The 16,959-nt window shown below is 62.3% G+C and carries 19 protein-coding genes; 6 read left to right on the top strand and 13 right to left on the bottom strand.

Annotated features, from left to right (window positions below):
* The first annotated feature begins 144 nt into the window (after positions 1 to 144).
* Positions 145 to 588: a nuclear transport factor 2 family protein gene (locus tag JGU71_RS09605; protein ID WP_199703855.1), complete on the top strand. Its 444-nt coding sequence runs from the start codon at positions 145 to 147 to the stop codon at positions 586 to 588.
* Positions 589 to 592: 4 nt separating this feature from the next.
* Here JGU71_RS09605 and JGU71_RS09600 read toward each other — a convergent pair whose 3' ends face one another.
* Entirely contained in the window at positions 593 to 1,177 is a 585-nt protein-coding gene (locus tag JGU71_RS09600) for a TetR/AcrR family transcriptional regulator (RefSeq protein ID WP_199703854.1), read from the bottom strand.
* 107 nt (positions 1,178 to 1,284) lie between these two features.
* Complete coding sequence (locus JGU71_RS09595) at positions 1,285 to 1,842, bottom strand: TetR/AcrR family transcriptional regulator (RefSeq protein ID WP_199703853.1); 558 nt, start codon at positions 1,840 to 1,842, stop codon at positions 1,285 to 1,287.
* A gap of 97 nt (positions 1,843 to 1,939) precedes the next feature.
* On the opposite strand from JGU71_RS09595, the gene JGU71_RS09590 reads away from it, so the two are divergent.
* Both JGU71_RS09590 and JGU71_RS09585 read left to right on the top strand, forming a co-directional pair.
* On the top strand, positions 1,940 to 3,307 hold the full coding sequence (locus JGU71_RS09590) for an FAD-binding oxidoreductase (protein WP_199703852.1): 1,368 nt from the start codon (positions 1,940 to 1,942) through the stop codon (positions 3,305 to 3,307).
* Positions 3,308 to 3,366: 59 nt separating this feature from the next.
* Positions 3,367 to 4,008 (top strand): SAM-dependent methyltransferase, encoded by a 642-nt coding sequence (locus JGU71_RS09585; protein ID WP_199703851.1) that lies wholly within the window; start codon positions 3,367 to 3,369, stop codon positions 4,006 to 4,008.
* A gap of 53 nt (positions 4,009 to 4,061) precedes the next feature.
* Here the strand turns inward: JGU71_RS09585 and JGU71_RS09580 are convergent, their stop codons facing one another.
* Complete coding sequence (locus tag JGU71_RS09580) at positions 4,062 to 5,450, bottom strand: cytochrome P450 (RefSeq protein WP_199703850.1); 1,389 nt, start codon at positions 5,448 to 5,450, stop codon at positions 4,062 to 4,064.
* Between the two features lie 102 nt (positions 5,451 to 5,552).
* Here JGU71_RS09580 and JGU71_RS09575 point away from each other — a divergent pair, with 102 nt between their 5' ends.
* On the top strand, positions 5,553 to 5,981 hold the full coding sequence (locus JGU71_RS09575; protein ID WP_199703849.1) for an Ig-like domain-containing protein: 429 nt from the start codon (positions 5,553 to 5,555) through the stop codon (positions 5,979 to 5,981).
* Positions 5,982 to 6,074: 93 nt separating this feature from the next.
* On the opposite strand, the gene JGU71_RS30555 is transcribed toward JGU71_RS09575, so the two are convergent.
* On the bottom strand, positions 6,075 to 6,515 hold the full coding sequence (locus JGU71_RS30555; RefSeq protein ID WP_199703848.1) for an SRPBCC family protein: 441 nt from the start codon (positions 6,513 to 6,515) through the stop codon (positions 6,075 to 6,077).
* 92 nt (positions 6,516 to 6,607) lie between these two features.
* Here JGU71_RS30555 and JGU71_RS09565 point away from each other — a divergent pair, with 92 nt between their 5' ends.
* Positions 6,608 to 7,261 carry a TetR/AcrR family transcriptional regulator gene (locus tag JGU71_RS09565; RefSeq protein ID WP_199703847.1) on the top strand — a complete coding sequence of 218 codons (654 nt, stop codon included), beginning with the start codon at positions 6,608 to 6,610 and terminating at the stop codon, positions 7,259 to 7,261.
* An 81-nt stretch (positions 7,262 to 7,342) separates the two neighbouring features.
* On the opposite strand, the gene JGU71_RS09560 is transcribed toward JGU71_RS09565, so the two are convergent.
* The 5 genes from JGU71_RS09560 to JGU71_RS09540 form a co-directional block, all read right to left on the bottom strand.
* Positions 7,343 to 8,824 carry a cryptochrome/photolyase family protein gene (locus JGU71_RS09560; RefSeq protein WP_199703846.1) on the bottom strand — a complete coding sequence of 494 codons (1,482 nt, stop codon included), beginning with the start codon at positions 8,822 to 8,824 and terminating at the stop codon, positions 7,343 to 7,345.
* A 9-nt stretch (positions 8,825 to 8,833) separates the two neighbouring features.
* Positions 8,834 to 9,049 carry a hypervirulence associated TUDOR domain-containing protein gene (locus JGU71_RS09555; protein ID WP_199703845.1) on the bottom strand — a complete coding sequence of 72 codons (216 nt, stop codon included), beginning with the start codon at positions 9,047 to 9,049 and terminating at the stop codon, positions 8,834 to 8,836.
* Between the two features lie 106 nt (positions 9,050 to 9,155).
* A complete protein-coding gene (gene rox, locus JGU71_RS09550) occupies positions 9,156 to 10,580 on the bottom strand; it encodes a rifampin monooxygenase (RefSeq protein WP_199703844.1) in 1,425 nt (474 codons plus the stop codon).
* 132 nt (positions 10,581 to 10,712) lie between these two features.
* The gene (locus JGU71_RS09545; RefSeq protein WP_199703843.1) at positions 10,713 to 10,865 is read right to left on the bottom strand and encodes a hypothetical protein; all 153 of its coding nucleotides are present in this window, start codon (positions 10,863 to 10,865) and stop codon (positions 10,713 to 10,715) included.
* A gap of 30 nt (positions 10,866 to 10,895) precedes the next feature.
* Entirely contained in the window at positions 10,896 to 12,119 is a 1,224-nt protein-coding gene (locus JGU71_RS09540) for an oxygenase MpaB family protein (RefSeq protein ID WP_199703842.1), read from the bottom strand.
* Positions 12,120 to 12,284: 165 nt separating this feature from the next.
* Between JGU71_RS09540 and JGU71_RS09535 the strand changes: the two genes are divergently transcribed.
* Positions 12,285 to 12,953 (top strand): TetR/AcrR family transcriptional regulator, encoded by a 669-nt coding sequence (locus tag JGU71_RS09535; RefSeq protein WP_199704531.1) that lies wholly within the window; start codon positions 12,285 to 12,287, stop codon positions 12,951 to 12,953.
* On the opposite strand, the gene JGU71_RS09530 is transcribed toward JGU71_RS09535, so the two are convergent.
* The 4 genes from JGU71_RS09530 to JGU71_RS09515 form a co-directional block, all read right to left on the bottom strand.
* Positions 12,922 to 13,791 carry an alpha/beta fold hydrolase gene (locus JGU71_RS09530; RefSeq protein WP_199703841.1) on the bottom strand — a complete coding sequence of 290 codons (870 nt, stop codon included), beginning with the start codon at positions 13,789 to 13,791 and terminating at the stop codon, positions 12,922 to 12,924. The genes JGU71_RS09535 and JGU71_RS09530 overlap by 32 nt on opposite strands.
* Before the next feature lie 35 nt (positions 13,792 to 13,826).
* Positions 13,827 to 14,063 carry a DUF1059 domain-containing protein gene (locus JGU71_RS09525; RefSeq protein ID WP_199703840.1) on the bottom strand — a complete coding sequence of 79 codons (237 nt, stop codon included), beginning with the start codon at positions 14,061 to 14,063 and terminating at the stop codon, positions 13,827 to 13,829.
* Positions 14,064 to 14,158: 95 nt separating this feature from the next.
* Complete coding sequence (locus tag JGU71_RS09520; protein ID WP_199703839.1) at positions 14,159 to 15,658, bottom strand: flavin-containing monooxygenase; 1,500 nt, start codon at positions 15,656 to 15,658, stop codon at positions 14,159 to 14,161.
* A gap of 19 nt (positions 15,659 to 15,677) precedes the next feature.
* Entirely contained in the window at positions 15,678 to 16,877 is a 1,200-nt protein-coding gene (locus JGU71_RS09515; protein ID WP_199703838.1) for an alkane 1-monooxygenase, read from the bottom strand.
* Between the last annotated feature and the right edge of the window lie 82 nt (positions 16,878 to 16,959).

Below are 16,959 nucleotides of genomic sequence, written 5' to 3'. Positions count from 1 at the left end.
GGTCATGGGGTTCCCCCTGTGTCGTCGTAGCTACAGCCCGTGACGCTACTCAGCCGGTGCGACAGATCCGGTTGGACGCAACCCCTTATATACCGACTCTGAGTCGGTTAGTGTGGTCGAAGCAACTACGAAAGGAGTTCACCAGTGTCAAGCATTGTTGCCGAGCGCGAGGCCGACCTCGAGCGCTCGTCGCTCGAGTACGTTTTCAACCGCTACCACGACGCGTGGGAGGCAAAGGATCCAGACGCCATCGCCGCTCTCCACAGTGAGGATTCGTCGTACGCCCTGCGCGCCGGTGAAGACCGCGTCCACGGACGGACGGCACTTCGCGAGCACTTCAGGAAGGTTTTCGAGCAGTACCCGAATTTCAGAGCCGACGTCGCGCGACTGATCCTCGGCGCCGGACACTGGGTCCTCGAATGGACGATGGTGATCGACCTATTCGACACCGATGGAAAGCCGTTCACAGCACGCATCGACCTTGTCGATGTCGTCGACGTCGACCAAGACGGCCTGGTTTCGAGAAAGGACGTCTATGTCGACGGACCGCAGCGTGCCGCGGCGTTCGGCCGAGCAGGAGCAATCTGACGGACTAGCTTTCGGCGAGCCCTGACAGTAGGTCGCGCAGTACCTCGCCGAACTGCGCAACCGCTGCTTCGGGATCGTCGGCACGACCTGTCACGAGCGCGGCCTCCATCACAGCCCCGAGAACCAGCTGGGTGGTGGCCGTAACCCGAATGTCGGTCGCGGACGACGGCAGGATCATCGCGACCGCAGCCCTCGTCATACCCGAGAAGTGGCGGTCGTCGATTTCACGCCATCGTTCCCATCCGAGCACCTCGGGCCCCTCCAACAGAACGATCCGCCGCCTACGTGGGTCGATGGCTCGCCGCAGATAGTCCGACAACACCTCGGCGAGAACGCTCGCGGTCAAGGGACCCGGCCGCTGATGCTCCCGCAGCTCGTCGGCGATCTCCCGCTGCAGTTCGTCGACGATCGCGTCGAACAAGACCTTCTTGGACGGAAAGTGATGATAGAAAGCACCTTTGGCGATGCCCGCCTGCGCGACAACGGCGTCGACCGTCACGGCGTTGTAACCCTGCTCGGCCATCAGCGTTCTACCGACTGCCATGATCGCGGCAATCGTCCTTTCGCTGCGTTCACGCTGGCTGGCCAAGAGAGTCCTCTGTCTCCGAGCGACGTCACGCTCGCTCGGAGACTACCTCGCGGCTGCGCAGCATCGTGAGTCCCATTGGTGGTCAGGCACTCCGAAAGGACTCACGATCAGCCAAGCTGCCGGTGCACGATCTCGTCGGCGACCTCGTCGGTAACGGGCATCCCGCTGATCAGCACGCGATACCACAGCGGACCTATGAGGCAGTCTTCGATCAACTGCGGATCGGTGTCGGGGAGCTGCCCGGCCGCCTGGGCGCCGCGTATCCGCGCTTGATTGTGCTCACGTGCAGGAGCGTGGATACCCATCATCATCTGTTCCCGAAGATCGGCGTCGACCAACTGAGCACTGGCCACGCCGACGCACAGGGCGCGAAGCAACGGGTCGACGAAAAGTGCTACGAACCCCCGTAGCCACGACCGTAGGTCCTCGCGAATGTCGCCGGTGTCGGGAATGAGAAAGTAGCGCCCACTGACTTCCTCCAGCAGCGCATCCAGCATGAGGTGCGCTTTGGATGGCCACCAGCGGTACAGCGTCGGCTTGCCGACACCGGCCTCGGCCGCCACCCGGTCCATGGTGACGAAGGTGAAGCCATGCTCGGCACACATCTCGACCGCGGTTCGCAAGATATGGCTCCGCGAGCGTGCGGAGCGAGTTTCGGTAGCCACTCGGACAACGTAGCAGTAAAACGTAACGTTTCGTATTGACGACTGAAGCGGTCGACGGTACGTTACGTAACGTTCTGTATCAGAGAGAGGAAGCATCATGACACCGTTCGAATCGCTTGCAGCCGCCGTCGAAGGTCGTGTGACGACCAAGGCCGACGCCACGGCGACCCACCGCGACTGGACCGAAATCACCAGACCGTGGAACCTGCAGGTCAGTCAAGAAGACGCAGTCGCCGTGGTCGACGTCGACAGCATTACCGACGTCCAGCAGACTGTGGAGTTTGCTGCAGCACATGACCTTTCCGTTTCGACCCAACGGACTGGACACGGCGCCGCCGGTAACGCCGCCGGGACGATACTGCTGCGCACCAACAACCTGAATACACTCGAGATCGACGCCACGAGCCGACGCGCGCACGTGGGCGCCGGTGTTCTGTGGGGCCAGGTCCAAGGGTCGGCCGCCGCTCACGGACTGTCCGGCACACCGGGGAGCTCCCCCGGTGTCGGAGTCGTCGGCTTCACCGTCGGGGGCGGTCTGAGCTGGTTCTCCCGAAAGTTCGGACTCGCAGGTGCGTCGGCGCGAAGTTTCACGGTCGTCACCGCCGACGGCGAGCGTCTGTACGTCGACAACGAAAACGAGCCAGACCTGTATTGGGCGCTGCGCGGCGGCGGGGGCGACGTCGCGATCGTGACTTCGGTCGAACTCCAACTCCAGCCTGCGCCTTCCCTTTTCGGTGGCCGGATGATGTGGCCGGCCGATCGCGCACGCGACGTCATGCTGGCCTACAAGGCGGTCACCGCCGACGCTCCCGACGACTTGACGCTCTGGCTCGATCTGCTGCATTTTCCCGGGAGTCCAACGCCTTTGGTGGCATTGGACTGCACCTTCCTCGGCGCCGAAACGCTGGCACGTGAGCTGCTGAGTCCTTTCGACTCGATTGGTGGTCCGCTCAGCGACACTCGCGCCACGATGAGTCCGGCCGACCTCGCATCGATAACCGGCGACCCACTCGACCCCAGTCCCGGCATCAGTCACGCTGTGCCAGTGCGTATTTTCGACGAGGACGTCATAGCGGCGCTGTTGCGGGAACCGATCTTTCCGCTGCTCAGCGTCCAGGTGCGACATCTCGGCGGCGCATTGCGTGCGGGACAACAAACGCCGAATGGCCCCACTACCAGCGAGCATTTGGTCTACCTGTTCGGCAGTCCGACGCCCGATCGACCGGTCAGCCTGATCCGCGACCGCCTCGCAGCCCTCGCCGATGACCTTGCGCCGTACACCGGGCACGGCAAACCACTGACGTTCCTCGCTCCCGGCGAAACGATGTCGGCCGCATTGCCGGACCAATCCGTACGCAAACTCGCGACACTCAAACACCGATGGGACCCGAATCGGATACTTCGATCCAACTACCCGACGCCCGCGGTCGACGACCTGGTTGGCGCCGAAGTCACCGTGCACTGAGTACAAGGGATCCGTCGCCGCCGGATCCACCAATTGGCCCAAACGAACTGGAGGTCTACGTGTTCAACCTGTCCGACGACGAGCGAGTGTCCAAGAACCAAGAAACCCTCGCTGCCTATGAAGCGATCGCCCTCGAGTACGCGCAGTCGACGGAAGGCTCCTCGACTACCGCGCATCATGCGACGATGCAACACTTCGTCGACTCACTGTCCCCTGGCGACACCGTTCTCGAACTGGGCTCGGGGCCGGGATGGGACGCCGACTTCGTCGAGTCTTTCGGTACCCGGGTTCGACGGACGGACGCAACTGCGGCTTTCCGTGAATTCCAGGTTGCACGGGGTAAACACATCGAACCACTCGACGCGGTCAACGACGCCTACGTCGACCCGATCTGGCCGGCCTACGACGCGGTGATGGCGTTGTACGTGCTTCAGCACATCGAGCGCGAGGACAACGACACTGTCTTACGCAAAGTGGCCGAGGCATTACGACCGGGCGGAAGACTGCTGGTCACCGTGCGTGAGGGCAGCGGCGACCTCTGGGAGGGCACATCCGGCAACCGATATCACGTCACTCGATGGGAGCCGTCAGCTTTCGAAGCGCGTGTCGAGGCTGCGGCGCTCGAGCCGGTCTGGACCGATCACTTCGTCGACGAGGAGGGTCCGTGGCTTGCGCTCATCGCGCGCAAACCCCTGTCCTAGAACAGATATGACTCGGTTCGACGCGGCGCCGAGCGACCCGACCGGCGAGATCTTCAGCCGAGTCGCTTGGTGACCCGAATCCGTGCCCCACGTGCCGGTACGACCGTAATGTGGTGCATACGTTGCTTTTCCGAGCGGTCGCCGACAGCGCGCAACTCGACGTGGCGAAGCACAGTTCGAACCACCGTCTCCATTTCGGTTTGCGCGAACAGGGCACCGAGGCAACGGCGTGTGCCGCCGCCGAACGGAATCCACGCGTGTGACGGGACATCGCTGTCCTCCCACCGCTGCGGACGGAACTCTGCGGCGTGCGATCCCCAGATCCGCGGGTCCGTCTGGATGCCTCCGATCGACGGGAGCACGAATTGCCCTGCGGGTAAGGAGAAGCCATCGAGTTGCATGGGTTCCATAAGGCGTCGAGCAACGTTGTAGATGACGGGACGCACCCGCAGCGTCTCCTTGACGACTGCGGTGCGGTAGGGATCGCGATCGTCGTCCAGCCCGGATTGCAAGCGAGCCAAGACATCCGGGTGCCTCAGCAGGCGCTCGAAGGTCCACGCCAACCCGACCGCCGTGGTCTCGTGACCGGCGGCCAGCATCGTGACGAGTTCGTCTCGCACGACCGCCGGGTCGGCATCGCCGTCGACGAGCATCGAGAGCACGTCCGGTCGCGACGCGCGGTCGGGATCGTTGCGGCGCCTCTCGATTTCCTCGTACAGCAATTCATCCGCGTGGTCGAGCTGCCGAATCACAGTGCGCCACGGCCAATATCGGTGTAGTCCAGGCGCGACCCACATCAACATGTCGGTGATCCCCAAACCGAGCACCCCGCGCAATGCGTCGCCGAGGCGTCGCGCGCGAGCAGGATCGTCCACGCCCATCACCACTCGCACGATGATGTCGAGTGTGAGTGCCTGCGTTCTCTCCAGTAGCGGAAAGTCCTCACCCACAGGCCAAGTCGCGACCTCACGAGCAGTCGCCTCCTCCATCAGCGCCACCACCCGTGCGATCCGCGCACCATGGAACGGCGGCAGCAGGCGCTTGCGAGCGGGCTGATGCTCGGGCGCATCCAAGGTGAGGACGGAGTTGTTGCCGACGAGCGGCCGCAGCAACGCGTTTCCCTCACCTGCGTGGACGATTTCGGGGCTGGTGCGAAAGATTTCGCGGATCGCGTCGGCATCTCGAGTAACGACGAGCCGACCCACCGGTGCCGAATTCAACGTGAAGGTGTCGCCGAACTTCCTATGCATCCTCGGTAGGTACTGCGGCCGATAGCCCCACACGAAAACCGTCTGCAACAATCCTGGCGTTCGTGGACCGGGTGGCAACTCGATCGGAGTGCCGGGGATATGCGACCGATCGAGCGGCGTTGCGGACTTCCAGCCGTACAACCGGTCGCGCGTCGACGGTGTCTGCTCGTGCACCCCGGATGTCGTCGCCATACGACCATCTTCGTCCAACTCCAGCGTTTTGGAATCCCCCGAGAGGCCGATATTCGGACCTGAGCGTGGATACACTCGGTCGACAATCGATAGGAGTCCACGTTGCTTACTCGCACTCTTCGGGCCGCACTCGTTCCTGCCGCTGCGGTAGCAGCATTGATCGTCGGCGCACCGTCGGCTGCCGCAATCAACCTGTACACCACCGAGACCACCCTCACGCTGCCGAGTGGGCCGATCGGAGTGGGCTGTGCGGTAACGCTGACTGCCACCGTATCGGCCACGCCGCCCACACCCGACGCAGGCGAAGTTCGCTTCGGCGTCAACGGCAGTTCTGCCGGAAACGTGCAGATACAGGACGGCGTCGCCAAGGTGACATGGATACCGACCGCCGCCGGTGAACAGAACGTGAGTGCGTTCTACACCGGAATCAATACCGGCAACGACGCGTGGGGCTCGTCTTACGACGCGGTCGATGTCACCGTCGTATCGGCCGTCAACACCGGTTCGGGCTGCATTCCGCTGCCGTTCTGACTGTCACGTCGGCTCAGGTTCTGACCTAGGGGTCGGACTGGGTACCCGTGCTCGATGATCGCCGCTTGCCCGAGGACTGATTGCTCGGTGCAACTATCCAGCGCTACCTTTTGGATCCGTCACGGCCGGCACAGTGACCAGTCGGTCGGCAGCACGACCGAGAAGGTTGACGACGAAGCGGCGCCACAGCAATCCTGTGCCGGGAACGCGTTCGGTGAACTCCCCGGACCATCGCACCCGGGTTCCCCCGTCGTCAGTGCGACCCACTTCAACCCGTGAGGTGTAGTCACGCACGGGCCATTGGCTCAATAGTCGATACCCGTGGACATGTTCGGTTGTTCCATACTCGTCGATCGTGACCTCTTCCGCGGTTTGATACTGCGGCGATCCGACCAGCCGGACGTGGCCTACCACGCTTTCGGCGCCGGAGGTTGGACCTGGCTCTCGCCACCTCGACACCGCGATCGGGGCGCCGGCCCACGTCGACCAACGTGTCGCGTCGCGGAGTCGCGCAAATACCTCGTCGTGCGTCACTGGACCGGAACGCTCGAAGGAATAGCAGAGCCGACGCGCCAAGATGTACCTCCCGAAAATAATAGAATGCCGTTACGTTATTCTAGGTTGCAATGGACTCACAACCCCTGCAAGGCGATTCGACATTTCACCGGGCCCGAACCGACGAACAACGGCAAGAGCGCACGAGCGCAATCCACTCCTCAGCGCGCAGTGCGCTCGCGACCACCGACGTCAGCGGCGTGACGCTGAGGAGGATCTCCGCGGGCGCTGCGCTCGCGCCGAGCAATGTGCTGCGGTACGTCGGTTCGCGAGAGTCATTGCTGCTGGACATACTGTCCGACGAGTACGGCGCATGGTTGACCGACTTGAGCGATCACCTCGGCGGTGAACCTCGTTCTGTCGATGAGGTAGCTGATGCGCTGGCAGTCGGTCTGGCTGCACGGCCGATATTGTGCCGCCTTGTCGCGGCGGCCCCAGAGTTGTTGCGCGGCCTCAGATCAGCCGATGCGGCCGAGCGCGCCAGGAACCAGCGTGTCGAAAACGGGGCAGCTGTCGCAGCGCTCCTCGCCTCCTCGTTGCAGATCCCGCTCACTGCCTCGGACGGTGCGCTGCTGACCGCGAGCTTGCACGCATCCGTCACGGCGGCAGCCGCTTTCGCGGATCAAACCGTCTTCCCGGTCACCCCACAGGTCGCTATCCGCGAACTGGTAGCCATACAGCTAGAGGGTTTCGTCGCACGCGCCGCGAACCGCAGGAGAAGCTGATCCCTTGGACGAGCAGGCTGTTGCGTAACCATCTAGCGAGTAGATGTCTCCGCAACCGCCTGCTCGGCAGTCAGTCTGACCCTACGGCGGTCCATCACCCAGTTCTTGCTGCTGGGCGATGACGTCGTCGAGGTTGGTCAGCCGATTCAAGCCCGCCAACGGCTGACTCATCCGATGATTGCCCTTCAATCGGTCGTGATTGCGCGCCAAGAACGTCCAGTAGCCGCCGGTGAAGGGGCAGCCGTCGTCGCCGACTCGTCGAGTGGGCTTGTAGCGGCAGTCACCGCAATAGTCGCTCATCCGGTTGATGTACGCGCCACCGGATGCGTAGGGCTTGGTTGCGATCAGGCCGCCGTCTGCATGTTGCGACATCCCGACCACGTTGCCGACCATTACCCAGTCGTAGCCGTCTACGAAGCTGCGGTGGAACCAGTCCGTAACGGCCGCGGGTTGCCAACCTCGTTGCAGCGCATAGTTCGAGAGCACCATCAGGCGCGGGATGTGGTGCACCCAGCCGTGGTCACGCACTTGTGCGAGAACGTCTTTCAGGCACCGTGCTTCGAGCGCATCGGCATCGAGATCGGTAAACCATTGCGGCAGTGGCTGATGTGCGGCGAGCGCGTTGCGATTGCGGTACTCGTCACCGTGATGCCAGTAGGTGTGCCAGATGTAGTCACGCCACCCGATCAACTGCCGGACATAACCTTCGACGCTGGCCAGTGGCGCATTGCCTTTGCGGTACGCATCCTCTGCGGCGTAGGCACATTCGAGCGGATCCAGCAGCCCGAGGTTCATCGGAGCCGACAATCCGCTGTGCGACATCCACCGATCCCCCGCGAGCATCGCGTCCTCCGTCGGACCGAACTGCGTCAACCGGTTTTCGATGAAATGTTCCAGCGCTGACTGTGATTCGGCGCGGGTGACCGCAAATTCACGCGGACCGTCTCGCCCGACGAACGAAACATCACCGTCACGCTCCCACTTGTCGAGGTCGGCGCGGACCTGTTCGTCTATCTCGTCCTCGTCCGGTAGCCACGGCCCGACCACGTCGAGTCGACCGCTCTTCGGCGGTGGCTCACGATTCTCGGCATCGAAATTCCACCTGTTGCCGGTCGGTTCCTTACCGTCCATCAACAGATCGAAGCGACGGCGTGCGTCGCGGTAGAACTGTTCCAGCAGCAGGCCACGTTGCGACTGCGTCCAGCGCTCGAACGTCTCCCTGTCGGTGGCGAAACCGCGCGCGGGCAAGACATCGACCGACGGCAGGCTCCGCACGAAATTGTCCGCAACCCGCGACGTCGGTTGGCACACACTCACACGACCCGGAACCTTGTCCAACGCTTCCCGATAGGTACGTGTTTGCAGGAAGATCGCCTGGTCGCCGAGTTCGGCCGCCCGATGACGCAACGCCGACAACACGAGGTGCGCTTTGAGTCGGTGGAAACGCCGACGTCCGAATACCGCCCGCGCTTCGATCAGCAACACGGGCTGGTCGTCGGAGTCCAAGAAATGCGGACCTAGTTGGTCGGCGAAACACCAACGCCGTTCGGCACTTTGGGACATGTCGGCTTGTCAGTCCTTAGGTTTCAGTGCGTCGGGTTTGTGCACGGCATCCTTGCCACTTTTGTCGCTGCGCACCTTGTACTGCGGCTCGTCCTTGGATGCTTTGACCGTTCGGCCTGCTGCCTCGGTCTCGGAGGTGATCTTCTTCTCTACCTTCCCCTCGGTGGTGGTGCCGTGGGTCTTCCATTCGACCTTGTCGCCCTTTTCGAATTCGTCCTTGCTCACGCGTGGTTCCTTACTCGTCGTCTGCTGAAGAACGATGCGTAGCGAGGAGTACCCGCCAGAGGCGAATGCAATCGCGCCGATGCAGCGATCTTGCATCGCTTGCAACTTACGAAGCTACGCCGAACCACCTGTTCAGCTGAGTGCGTAGGTCCTGCTGATCGTCGCCGACCCACGCCACGTGGCCGTCCGGACGGAGTAGCACTGCGGGAACATCGAGTTCGACGCTGCCATCGACGATGTGATCGACCCGATCTGCATAGCCCGCCACCGAAAGCTGGCCGGCCCGATCGAGCAGCAGGCCCCGGCCAGCGCGCATCAGTTCGTAAAGGCGACCATTTGCGACCTCGACGTCCCGCATCCGACGACCCAGCAACTCGTGGCCCGCGCCGAAGTCGTATCGAACTCCGATCGCGATGATCTTCTCGGTCAGAAATTGGCTCACGTTGTCGAAGTCCATCAACTCGGCCATCAGCCGACGCACCGCCTGCGCCCCAGGCTCGAGGGACGTCAGCAACATCTGCACGCGGGTGTTGTCCAGGACCGAAGCCGCGACGGGATGCCGTTCGGTCTCGTAGCTGTCCAGCAACCCCTCCGGTGCCCACCCGCGCACCTCTGCGGCAAGCTTCCAGCCCAGATTGAAGGCATCCTGAATACCGAGATTGAGGCCCTGCCCACCGATCGGCGGATGGATGTGCGCCGCGTCGCCCGCCAGGAACACGCGGCCGACCCGATAGTGCTCGGCCAGTCGAGTTACGTCGCCGAAGCGCGACAGCCAGCGCGGTGAGTGTGCGCCGAAGTCGGTGCCGGCGTTCGCACGCAACTGCTCCTTGATCTCGTCCAATGTCGGCGGAACGGAACGGTCGGCAGCGACGCCAGCGGCAGGTACAACGACGCGATAGAGCCCGTCACCGAGCGGCATTGCACCGCAACGCACTTGGGTCTTGCGGACCTCCTCGTTCACGGCCATCACGGTGTCGAGCGACGCCGTCAGCTCCATTTCGCCGAGCAACGTGTCGACCCTGGTCGGCTCACCGGGAAAGTCGACGCCGAGCACGTTGCGCACCGTGCTGCGGCCGCCATCGGCGCCGACGAGGAAACGTGAGCGCAATTGGGTGCCGTCGCCTAGCTCGACAGCTACGCCCTCGTCGTCCTGACTGAACCCGACCAGTTCGTGGTTGTGGCGAATGTCGACGCCAACGTCGATGGCGTGCTCGGTCAAGAGACGGTCCGTGATCGGCTGCGGGATGCTGAGGACATAGGGATGCGACGTGTCCAGCCGTTCGGGTGCCGGCTTCTGGATGCCTGCGAAGAAGCCGCCCAACGGGTACTGCTTACCGAGCGCGAGAAACCGCTCCAGCAAACCTCGCTGATCCATTATTTCGATCGTTCGCGCGTGAATACCAAGGGAACGAACAACTTTCGTCGGCGCGGCCTCCTTCTCCAACACGAGCACACCCACGCCGTGCAGCCGCAGTTCACAGGCAAGCATCAAGCCGGTCGGTCCACAGCCGGCAACGATTACATCGATCACAAAGCCCCCATTCGACTCGTACGCACCCAGGCCAACTCAACGAATTCTGGTTACGGCAGCAGAGTCTGCAGCAAGACCCGGGTCTTGTGGCAAGCCCCCCAGTGCGATATACGTTGAAAGGGGAAGCAAATATCAGCGGTCGACGGTGTCGATCAGCGCGCGACACGCCCGTGTGATGACGTCGACCCAGACGCTGGGATCGGTAGCCCACAGGTCATAGGCGACCTTGGGAGCGTCGATTGCAGAAAGTGTGTGGGATTGCTCTCGGAATCCGAGAGCAATCACCCACTATCCTTGCAGCCGTGTCGGTTTCGTTCAGCGCGGACGATTGATCACCGGTATTTCGATGCTGATAGGCCGCAGTTCGGACATGTAGAGCAGCACGAATTGACGCAGAATCTCGTCGAAGGTCCAGTACGCCTCGGGTGCCATCGGTACTGTCAAAATCCCCTCTCGCACAGCGATATAGGGCTCCCAGGCAACGTCGAGCAGCGGACTCCAGACAGGTTCGCGCGCGATCTGTAGCCAATCGGCGATCTGATCGCCGAGCGCAAAGCGGGTCAACGCACTGAGGACCGGCCTACTCAGCAGGGTGAGGTCGAGGCCGGCGCCGAGGTCGAGAAGTATGTCCGCAAGTTTGATGCCTTCCGGCGTCGGCGCAAGAATCGGATCGAGAACCTGCGCAGCTTGCGAGTCCGCCTGCGCCCACGTCGCCGGAATGTACTGATCCTGGATGCCGAGCATGTGCGCACTCAGCTGCCACGAGTGCAGGAAAGCCTCGGACTCGTCGGCCGGTACCGGGACCTTCCACTGCGTCAACGTTCGCATGACGGTGGTCGGCAGGCTGTGCCAGGTGACCATCATGTCGTTCTGGCTGATCGGAATATCCTCTGGCGCAGTACTTGTCCAATATTCCGACTGCGGAAGTAGATGCCGTACCGCCGCGTGAACAAGTCGCGTCTTCAGGCAGGTCACGATCATTTCGCCGTCTGGTTGGTAGGCGTTGCGAGTGCCGATGTCGTAGCCGAGCTTGGCGGTTTTCGAGATGCGCGCCTTCATGTTCGCGCCGCCTTTGGAGTAGTACACCGCGCGCGCCTCGTTGGGGATGACCGTGCTCATCATTCCGCTTGCAAACCCGTACAGCACACCGAGGTAGGTGCCGCGCTTTTCGTTGAACTTGAAGGCAGTAGCGAGTTTTCCCTGGTCGGTCCACGACGGCAGTTGCCGAGCGTGCTCCATGAAGTCGCGAAGATCGTTCGGTAGTCCGTTGGGCAGCGGCTGGCCGTTTTTGGTCCACGTGCGGAGTAGATCGTTCACCCTCGGCACGTCGCCTCGATCCAACAGTGACGCGACGAGCGGATCTGCTTCGCTGTCCCACACTGTTCTTGGGTCGGCGCCGTCACCCGATCCGAGGACCGAGCCGGCGGGTGACCACCGCCACGGTTGTCGTGCGGCGGCAGGGGCCGCTGTCGCGATGGCGCCGAACACGCTCAGGACACCACCGGCTTTCAAAACGTTGCGCCTACTGAGATTGTCCATTTTTCTCCCCGGATGATGTCGAGCAAGACAGAATGAGGCAATGAAACAGTTAGAGTTTTCGCGTATCATGAGTAACATAAAGTGGCGGTCATCACAACCATCGCAGAGGAGTTGTCCGTGGAACCTGCGCCGAGCGCCGCTTCGACGGCACCCGACTCACAGTCGATGCTGCAGCGGGCATTCATTCACGCCGTGGAGCGTGTCGACGACAACGATCAGACCCGCACACGCCTCCTCGACGCGGCGTATGAACAGTTCTGCCGCATGGGAATTCAACGTTCCTCGATGGAAGACGTTGCGCGAGGGGCCAAGCTTTCGAGAATCACGGTCTACCGGCGGTTCGCCACCAAGGACGCACTGGTCGAGCAGGTCATCCTTCGCGAATTTCGACGGTATTTCGAGCAGTTCCTCGTCGACATCGCCGAAGCGCCGACAGCGGCGGATCGCGTCGTGCTGGGATTCGTAAGCTCGCTGCGCGCGATTCGCGGGAACGCCCTGATAGGCGGGCTCCTCACTGCCGAACCGAACCTTCTGGCGGGCTCGATGATCGGCGACGACGGCCGGATGCTCGCGGCGGTACGACAATTCGTCGCCGGACAGCTCAGTACCGAACAGGCTGCAGGCAATGTCTCCGAGGATCTCGACACCTCACTCGTTGCCGAAATGATGGTGCGCGTCTCGGCATCATTTTTGGCAATTCCTTGCCACATAGTCGATCTCGACGACGACGATCAGTTGGCGTCCATAGCTTGGCAGTTTCTCGTGCCCATGCTGGATCCTCCCGACGCTGCCCGCCGGCCGGCTACGCCGTACCGTCCGCCCGTGCCGCGATGATTCCGGCGAGCTCGACCGGCCGTTCCTCCGGTATCCAGTGCGTCGCGTCGAGGACTTCCAATCGATAGGGCCCCGTTGCATATTCGGCGGTCAGCTCGGCACCTTTGCGCACAAGCGCACTGTCTCGTGTACTCCACACGTGTGTCGTCGGAGTACTGATCTTCTGCGCCCCTCCACCTGGGCTTGCGATCAGCATCGCGCGGTACCAGTTGAGCGCGTAGGGCAGCGCTCCGTTGTCGACGACGTCGCGCTGGATCCGATCGAACTGGTCGCCGTCCATCTGCGACAACGCCAATGCGCGTCGCCGTACAGCAGGTCGACTCGACGATTCGACGGCGCGAAAAACTCGGGAGATCGCAAACTCGGGCAACCACGGAACCTGGAACAGCGCCATGTAAGACGATCGCAAAGCCTGGCTGCTGGTCACCAGCGATCGAATGAACGCCATCGGGTGCGGCGCCGAAACCGATGTCAGCGTGCGAACCCGGTCCGGATGAGCTGCGGCCGTCGACCACGCGACAGCAGACCCCCAGTCGTGGCCGACGAGATGCACCGGTCCCGCACCGAGTTCGGCAATCAGCGCCACCGCGTCGCCAACCAATGCACTCATCCGATATGCATATCGTCCGCTCGGGCGTGCCCCGGGCGAGTACCCACGCTGAGTGGGAGCGATTGTGCGGTAACCACGTTCGTGCAGATGCGGAGTGACGCGTGACCACTCCGCTGCGGTCTGAGGAAACCCGTGCAGCAGCACGACCGGTATCCCCTCGGGCGGACCCTCGTCGGTCACGTCGAAGGTAAAGCCGTCGTTGGTGAACGACGTCAGACGATTGCTCATACCCACCCCCTGCTGTCAAAACACGCGATCTCGGATCAGTCTTCAGGTGCTGCGGCGAATTCCTTCTTGGTCTTGCGGTACCAACCCAACCCCGACACCGGCCGCTTCCACCTGCCCTGCATTTCCTTCAACGCCTCGCGGTGGGTCTCGTCGCCACCCGCGACCATGTCTTTGAGGTGCTGGTCTTGCTGGTGAATGACGTCGTCTGCCTTCTCTGCACTGAACGCCGTATCGCACGGTCCGCCGAGCTGCTTGCAAGTCATCGTCTTCATCGTCCTACCTCTTCCTTGGTTGGTGTGTCGTTCTGAGACAACCGTAGGTTCGGTGTGCAGGCGCGCGCTTCTCGATTCCTGATCGATTTCGGTCGCTAGGAAAGCACATACCCCTTGGACGCCGACCTCATCGCGAACTGCGTCTCGACGATGGTCTCGGGCCGCAGGTAGGGCGCGTCTCCGTGCTTGTTGAGGTAGTAGGTGTTCGAGTTGTTGCAGGACGGGCTCATGAACACGGTGTGCTCGACCCGCTTGCGCATCTTCTTGACGAATTTGGCGGTGGCATCGGCGTCCGCCTCGATCCGTGTGACGCCGTCCGCGTCCGCCTTCGCGATCATGTCGACCGCGTGGCTGACGCAGATCTCGATGGTGTCGAACCACGAGAAGCCGATGACCCCGTACGGGCCGGGGGCCAGAAAGAAGTTCGGGAAACCTGGGACGGCGACACCTTCGTAGGACGCCATTCGCTCTGCGTCCCATTGTGTTTCGAGATCGGTACCGCCGACCCCGGCGATCCGGTAGCTCAAGCCGAATATCTTGAAGCCGGTGGCAAGGACGATCGTGTCGAGTTCGACTTCGTTGCCGTCGACCGTTCTGATTCCCGTCGGCGTGATGCGCTCGATCCCGGTCGTTTCCAAGGTGACGTTGTCGCGTTCGAACGTCGAGAAGTACGTGTTCGACATCGACGGCCGCTTGCACCCGAAACCATAGGTGGGCGTGAGCTTCTCGCGCAGCTCCGGATCCTTTACCTGCGACTTCAGATACGCCTTGGCCAGTTCGGCGACAGCCTTGGTGACGTACGGAAGACGCTTGTTGTGGGTGACCGCAACGGTTTCGGCGACTGCGGTCGTAGAGGAGACGATGGACCGCACGATCCGCTGCGACAGGGGAACCGTCTCGAAGACCTTCTGCAAGGCGCCGGGAATCGCGAAGTTGACCTTGGGCATCACCCAGATCGGCGTGCGCTGGTACACGGTCAGGTGTGCGGTCTCCGGCGCTATCGTCGGAATAACCTGCAGCGCAGAGGCTCCGGTACCGATGACGGCAACGCGCTTACCCGCGACCGAATACGAATGGTCCCAGCGTTGGGTCGCCATCATCTTGCCTTCGAAGTCGTCGAGCCCAGGGATCTCCGGACGCGACGGAATGCTCAGCGCACCGTGGCAGGAGATGACGAAACGCGCGACGAACCGCGACCCATCCGCTGCCTCGACGGTCCATTCACGAGCATCTTCGTCGTAAACGGCAGAGACGACCTCCGTCCCGAACCTGATCTTCTGCCGCAACTCGAAACGGTCTGCGACCTCGCGGGCGTAGGCGAAGAGCTCACCACCCGGCGCGAATGCCGACGACCACCTGGCATTGGGCTGATGACCGTAGGAGTAGTGCACCGCCGGAATATCGGCTTCGACGCCAGGATAGGTGTTTTCGCGCCATGTTCCACCGACCTCGTCGCCGCGGTCGAGGATGACGAAGTCGTCGATTCCTTTGGCTGACAGCTTGATTCCAGCACCGAGACCCCCGAAACCTGCGCCGACGATGACCACGTGGTGGCGTTCGAGGGTCGGTGTCTGTGCAGCAGAGCCATTCGTCATGGTGTGAAGAATAGTCACACTAATTCGACGGTAGACGCGAAGTAGCCAACTTGGCTCGTGCGCCGGGCGCCATGTTGGTCCGCCGAACATCCTGGTCGTAGTGAGCAAGCACCCGCCGATCCATGACACGCCGCCACAGCGGCGGAACCGCCGCGAGCACGATCATGGTTGCGTAACCGGCCGGCAACTGCGGCGCTTCCTCACTACTCCGCAGCGTCTGGTAGCGACGTCCGGGGTTGGCGTGATGATCGCTGTGGCGTTGCAGATGGAACAGAAACACGTTGGTCACCAACCGATCGCTGTTCCAACTGTGCCGCGGTGAGCACGGCTCGTAACTACCACTGCTTGTCGACCAACGAGGCAACCGTTGCCGAAGTAGTCCGTAGTGCTCGACGTAGTTCACGGTTTCGAGTAGGCAGAAACCGACGACAGCTTGCATGACGAGGTACGGCGCAATCCGCCAGCCGAAAACGCCGAGTACGACTCCGAACAGCACGATACTCATCGCCCACGCCTGCAGCAGGTTGTTGTCCAAACTCCACCATCGTAAACCCCTGCGATGCAATCGATCTCGTTCCAAGCTCAGCGCCGACCGCATACCACCGACAACGCTGCGCGGAAGGAATCGCCACAGACTTTCCCCGAAGCGGGCGCTCGCCGGGTCCTCGGGCGTAGCGACTCGCGCATGGTGTCCCTTGTTGTGTTCGACGTAGAAGTGTCCGTAACAGGACTGCGCGAGTGCGATCTTCGACAACCAGCGCTCCAATCGATCGCTGCGGTGACCGAGTTCGTGTGCGGCGTTGATCCCGATGCCACAGCCGACGCCGACGGTCACAGCAAGTCCGATCTTGTCGACGAGGGCCAATGCATCGGACGACCACAGGTAGCAGGCGACGAACAACGCGACTACCTGAACCGGCAGGAACGCGTAGGTACACCAGCGGTAGTAACGATCGTTGGAGAGTTGCTTGTAAGCCTCGTCCGGAGGGTTCACACCGTCCTCCCCGACGAGGGCGTCGACCAGCGGTATTGCGACGAACACGATGATCGGGCCGATCCACCACAGAACTTCCAGTCCGGTCCAGAGCACAAGTTGCGATGGCAACAGACTGCAGGCCGGCGCGATCAGACCGAGGGTCCAGAGGTATCGCTTGCGGTCACGCCAGTGAACCTTTGCAGCGCAATCTTTTTCGACTCTGGCGTGCCTGATAGGAGACATGGCTCCGACCCCAAACTGATGCGATCCCGACCCGAACTGGATATTTGCTAATCGCACCCCCACGCCACCCGTTAGCCATGGC

The sequence above is a fragment of the Antrihabitans stalagmiti genome (assembly GCF_016482825.1).
GTDB lineage: Bacteria > Actinomycetota > Actinomycetes > Mycobacteriales > Mycobacteriaceae > Antrihabitans > Antrihabitans stalagmiti.
Note: the sequence above shows the minus strand (reverse complement) of the source record. Positions and strands in the feature narration are given on the sequence as shown.

Coding starts and splice junctions, on each gene's coding strand:
- JGU71_RS09590 (WP_199703852.1), top strand. CDS start 1,940: ATGACACCGTTCGAATCGCTTGCAGCCGCCGTCGAAGGTCGTGTGACG.
- JGU71_RS09580 (WP_199703850.1), bottom strand. CDS start 5,450: ATGGCGACGACATCCGGGGTGCACGAGCAGACACCGTCGACGCGCGAC.
- JGU71_RS09565 (WP_199703847.1), top strand. CDS start 6,608: ATGGACTCACAACCCCTGCAAGGCGATTCGACATTTCACCGGGCCCGA.
- JGU71_RS09560 (WP_199703846.1), bottom strand. CDS start 8,824: ATGTCCCAAAGTGCCGAACGGCGTTGGTGTTTCGCCGACCAACTAGGT.
- JGU71_RS09540 (WP_199703842.1), bottom strand. CDS start 12,119: ATGGACAATCTCAGTAGGCGCAACGTTTTGAAAGCCGGTGGTGTCCTG.
- JGU71_RS09535 (WP_199704531.1), top strand. CDS start 12,285: ATGCTGCAGCGGGCATTCATTCACGCCGTGGAGCGTGTCGACGACAAC.
- JGU71_RS09530 (WP_199703841.1), bottom strand. CDS start 13,791: ATGAGCAATCGTCTGACGTCGTTCACCAACGACGGCTTTACCTTCGAC.
- JGU71_RS09525 (WP_199703840.1), bottom strand. CDS start 14,063: ATGAAGACGATGACTTGCAAGCAGCTCGGCGGACCGTGCGATACGGCG.
- JGU71_RS09520 (WP_199703839.1), bottom strand. CDS start 15,658: ATGACGAATGGCTCTGCTGCACAGACACCGACCCTCGAACGCCACCAC.
- JGU71_RS09515 (WP_199703838.1), bottom strand. CDS start 16,877: ATGTCTCCTATCAGGCACGCCAGAGTCGAAAAAGATTGCGCTGCAAAG.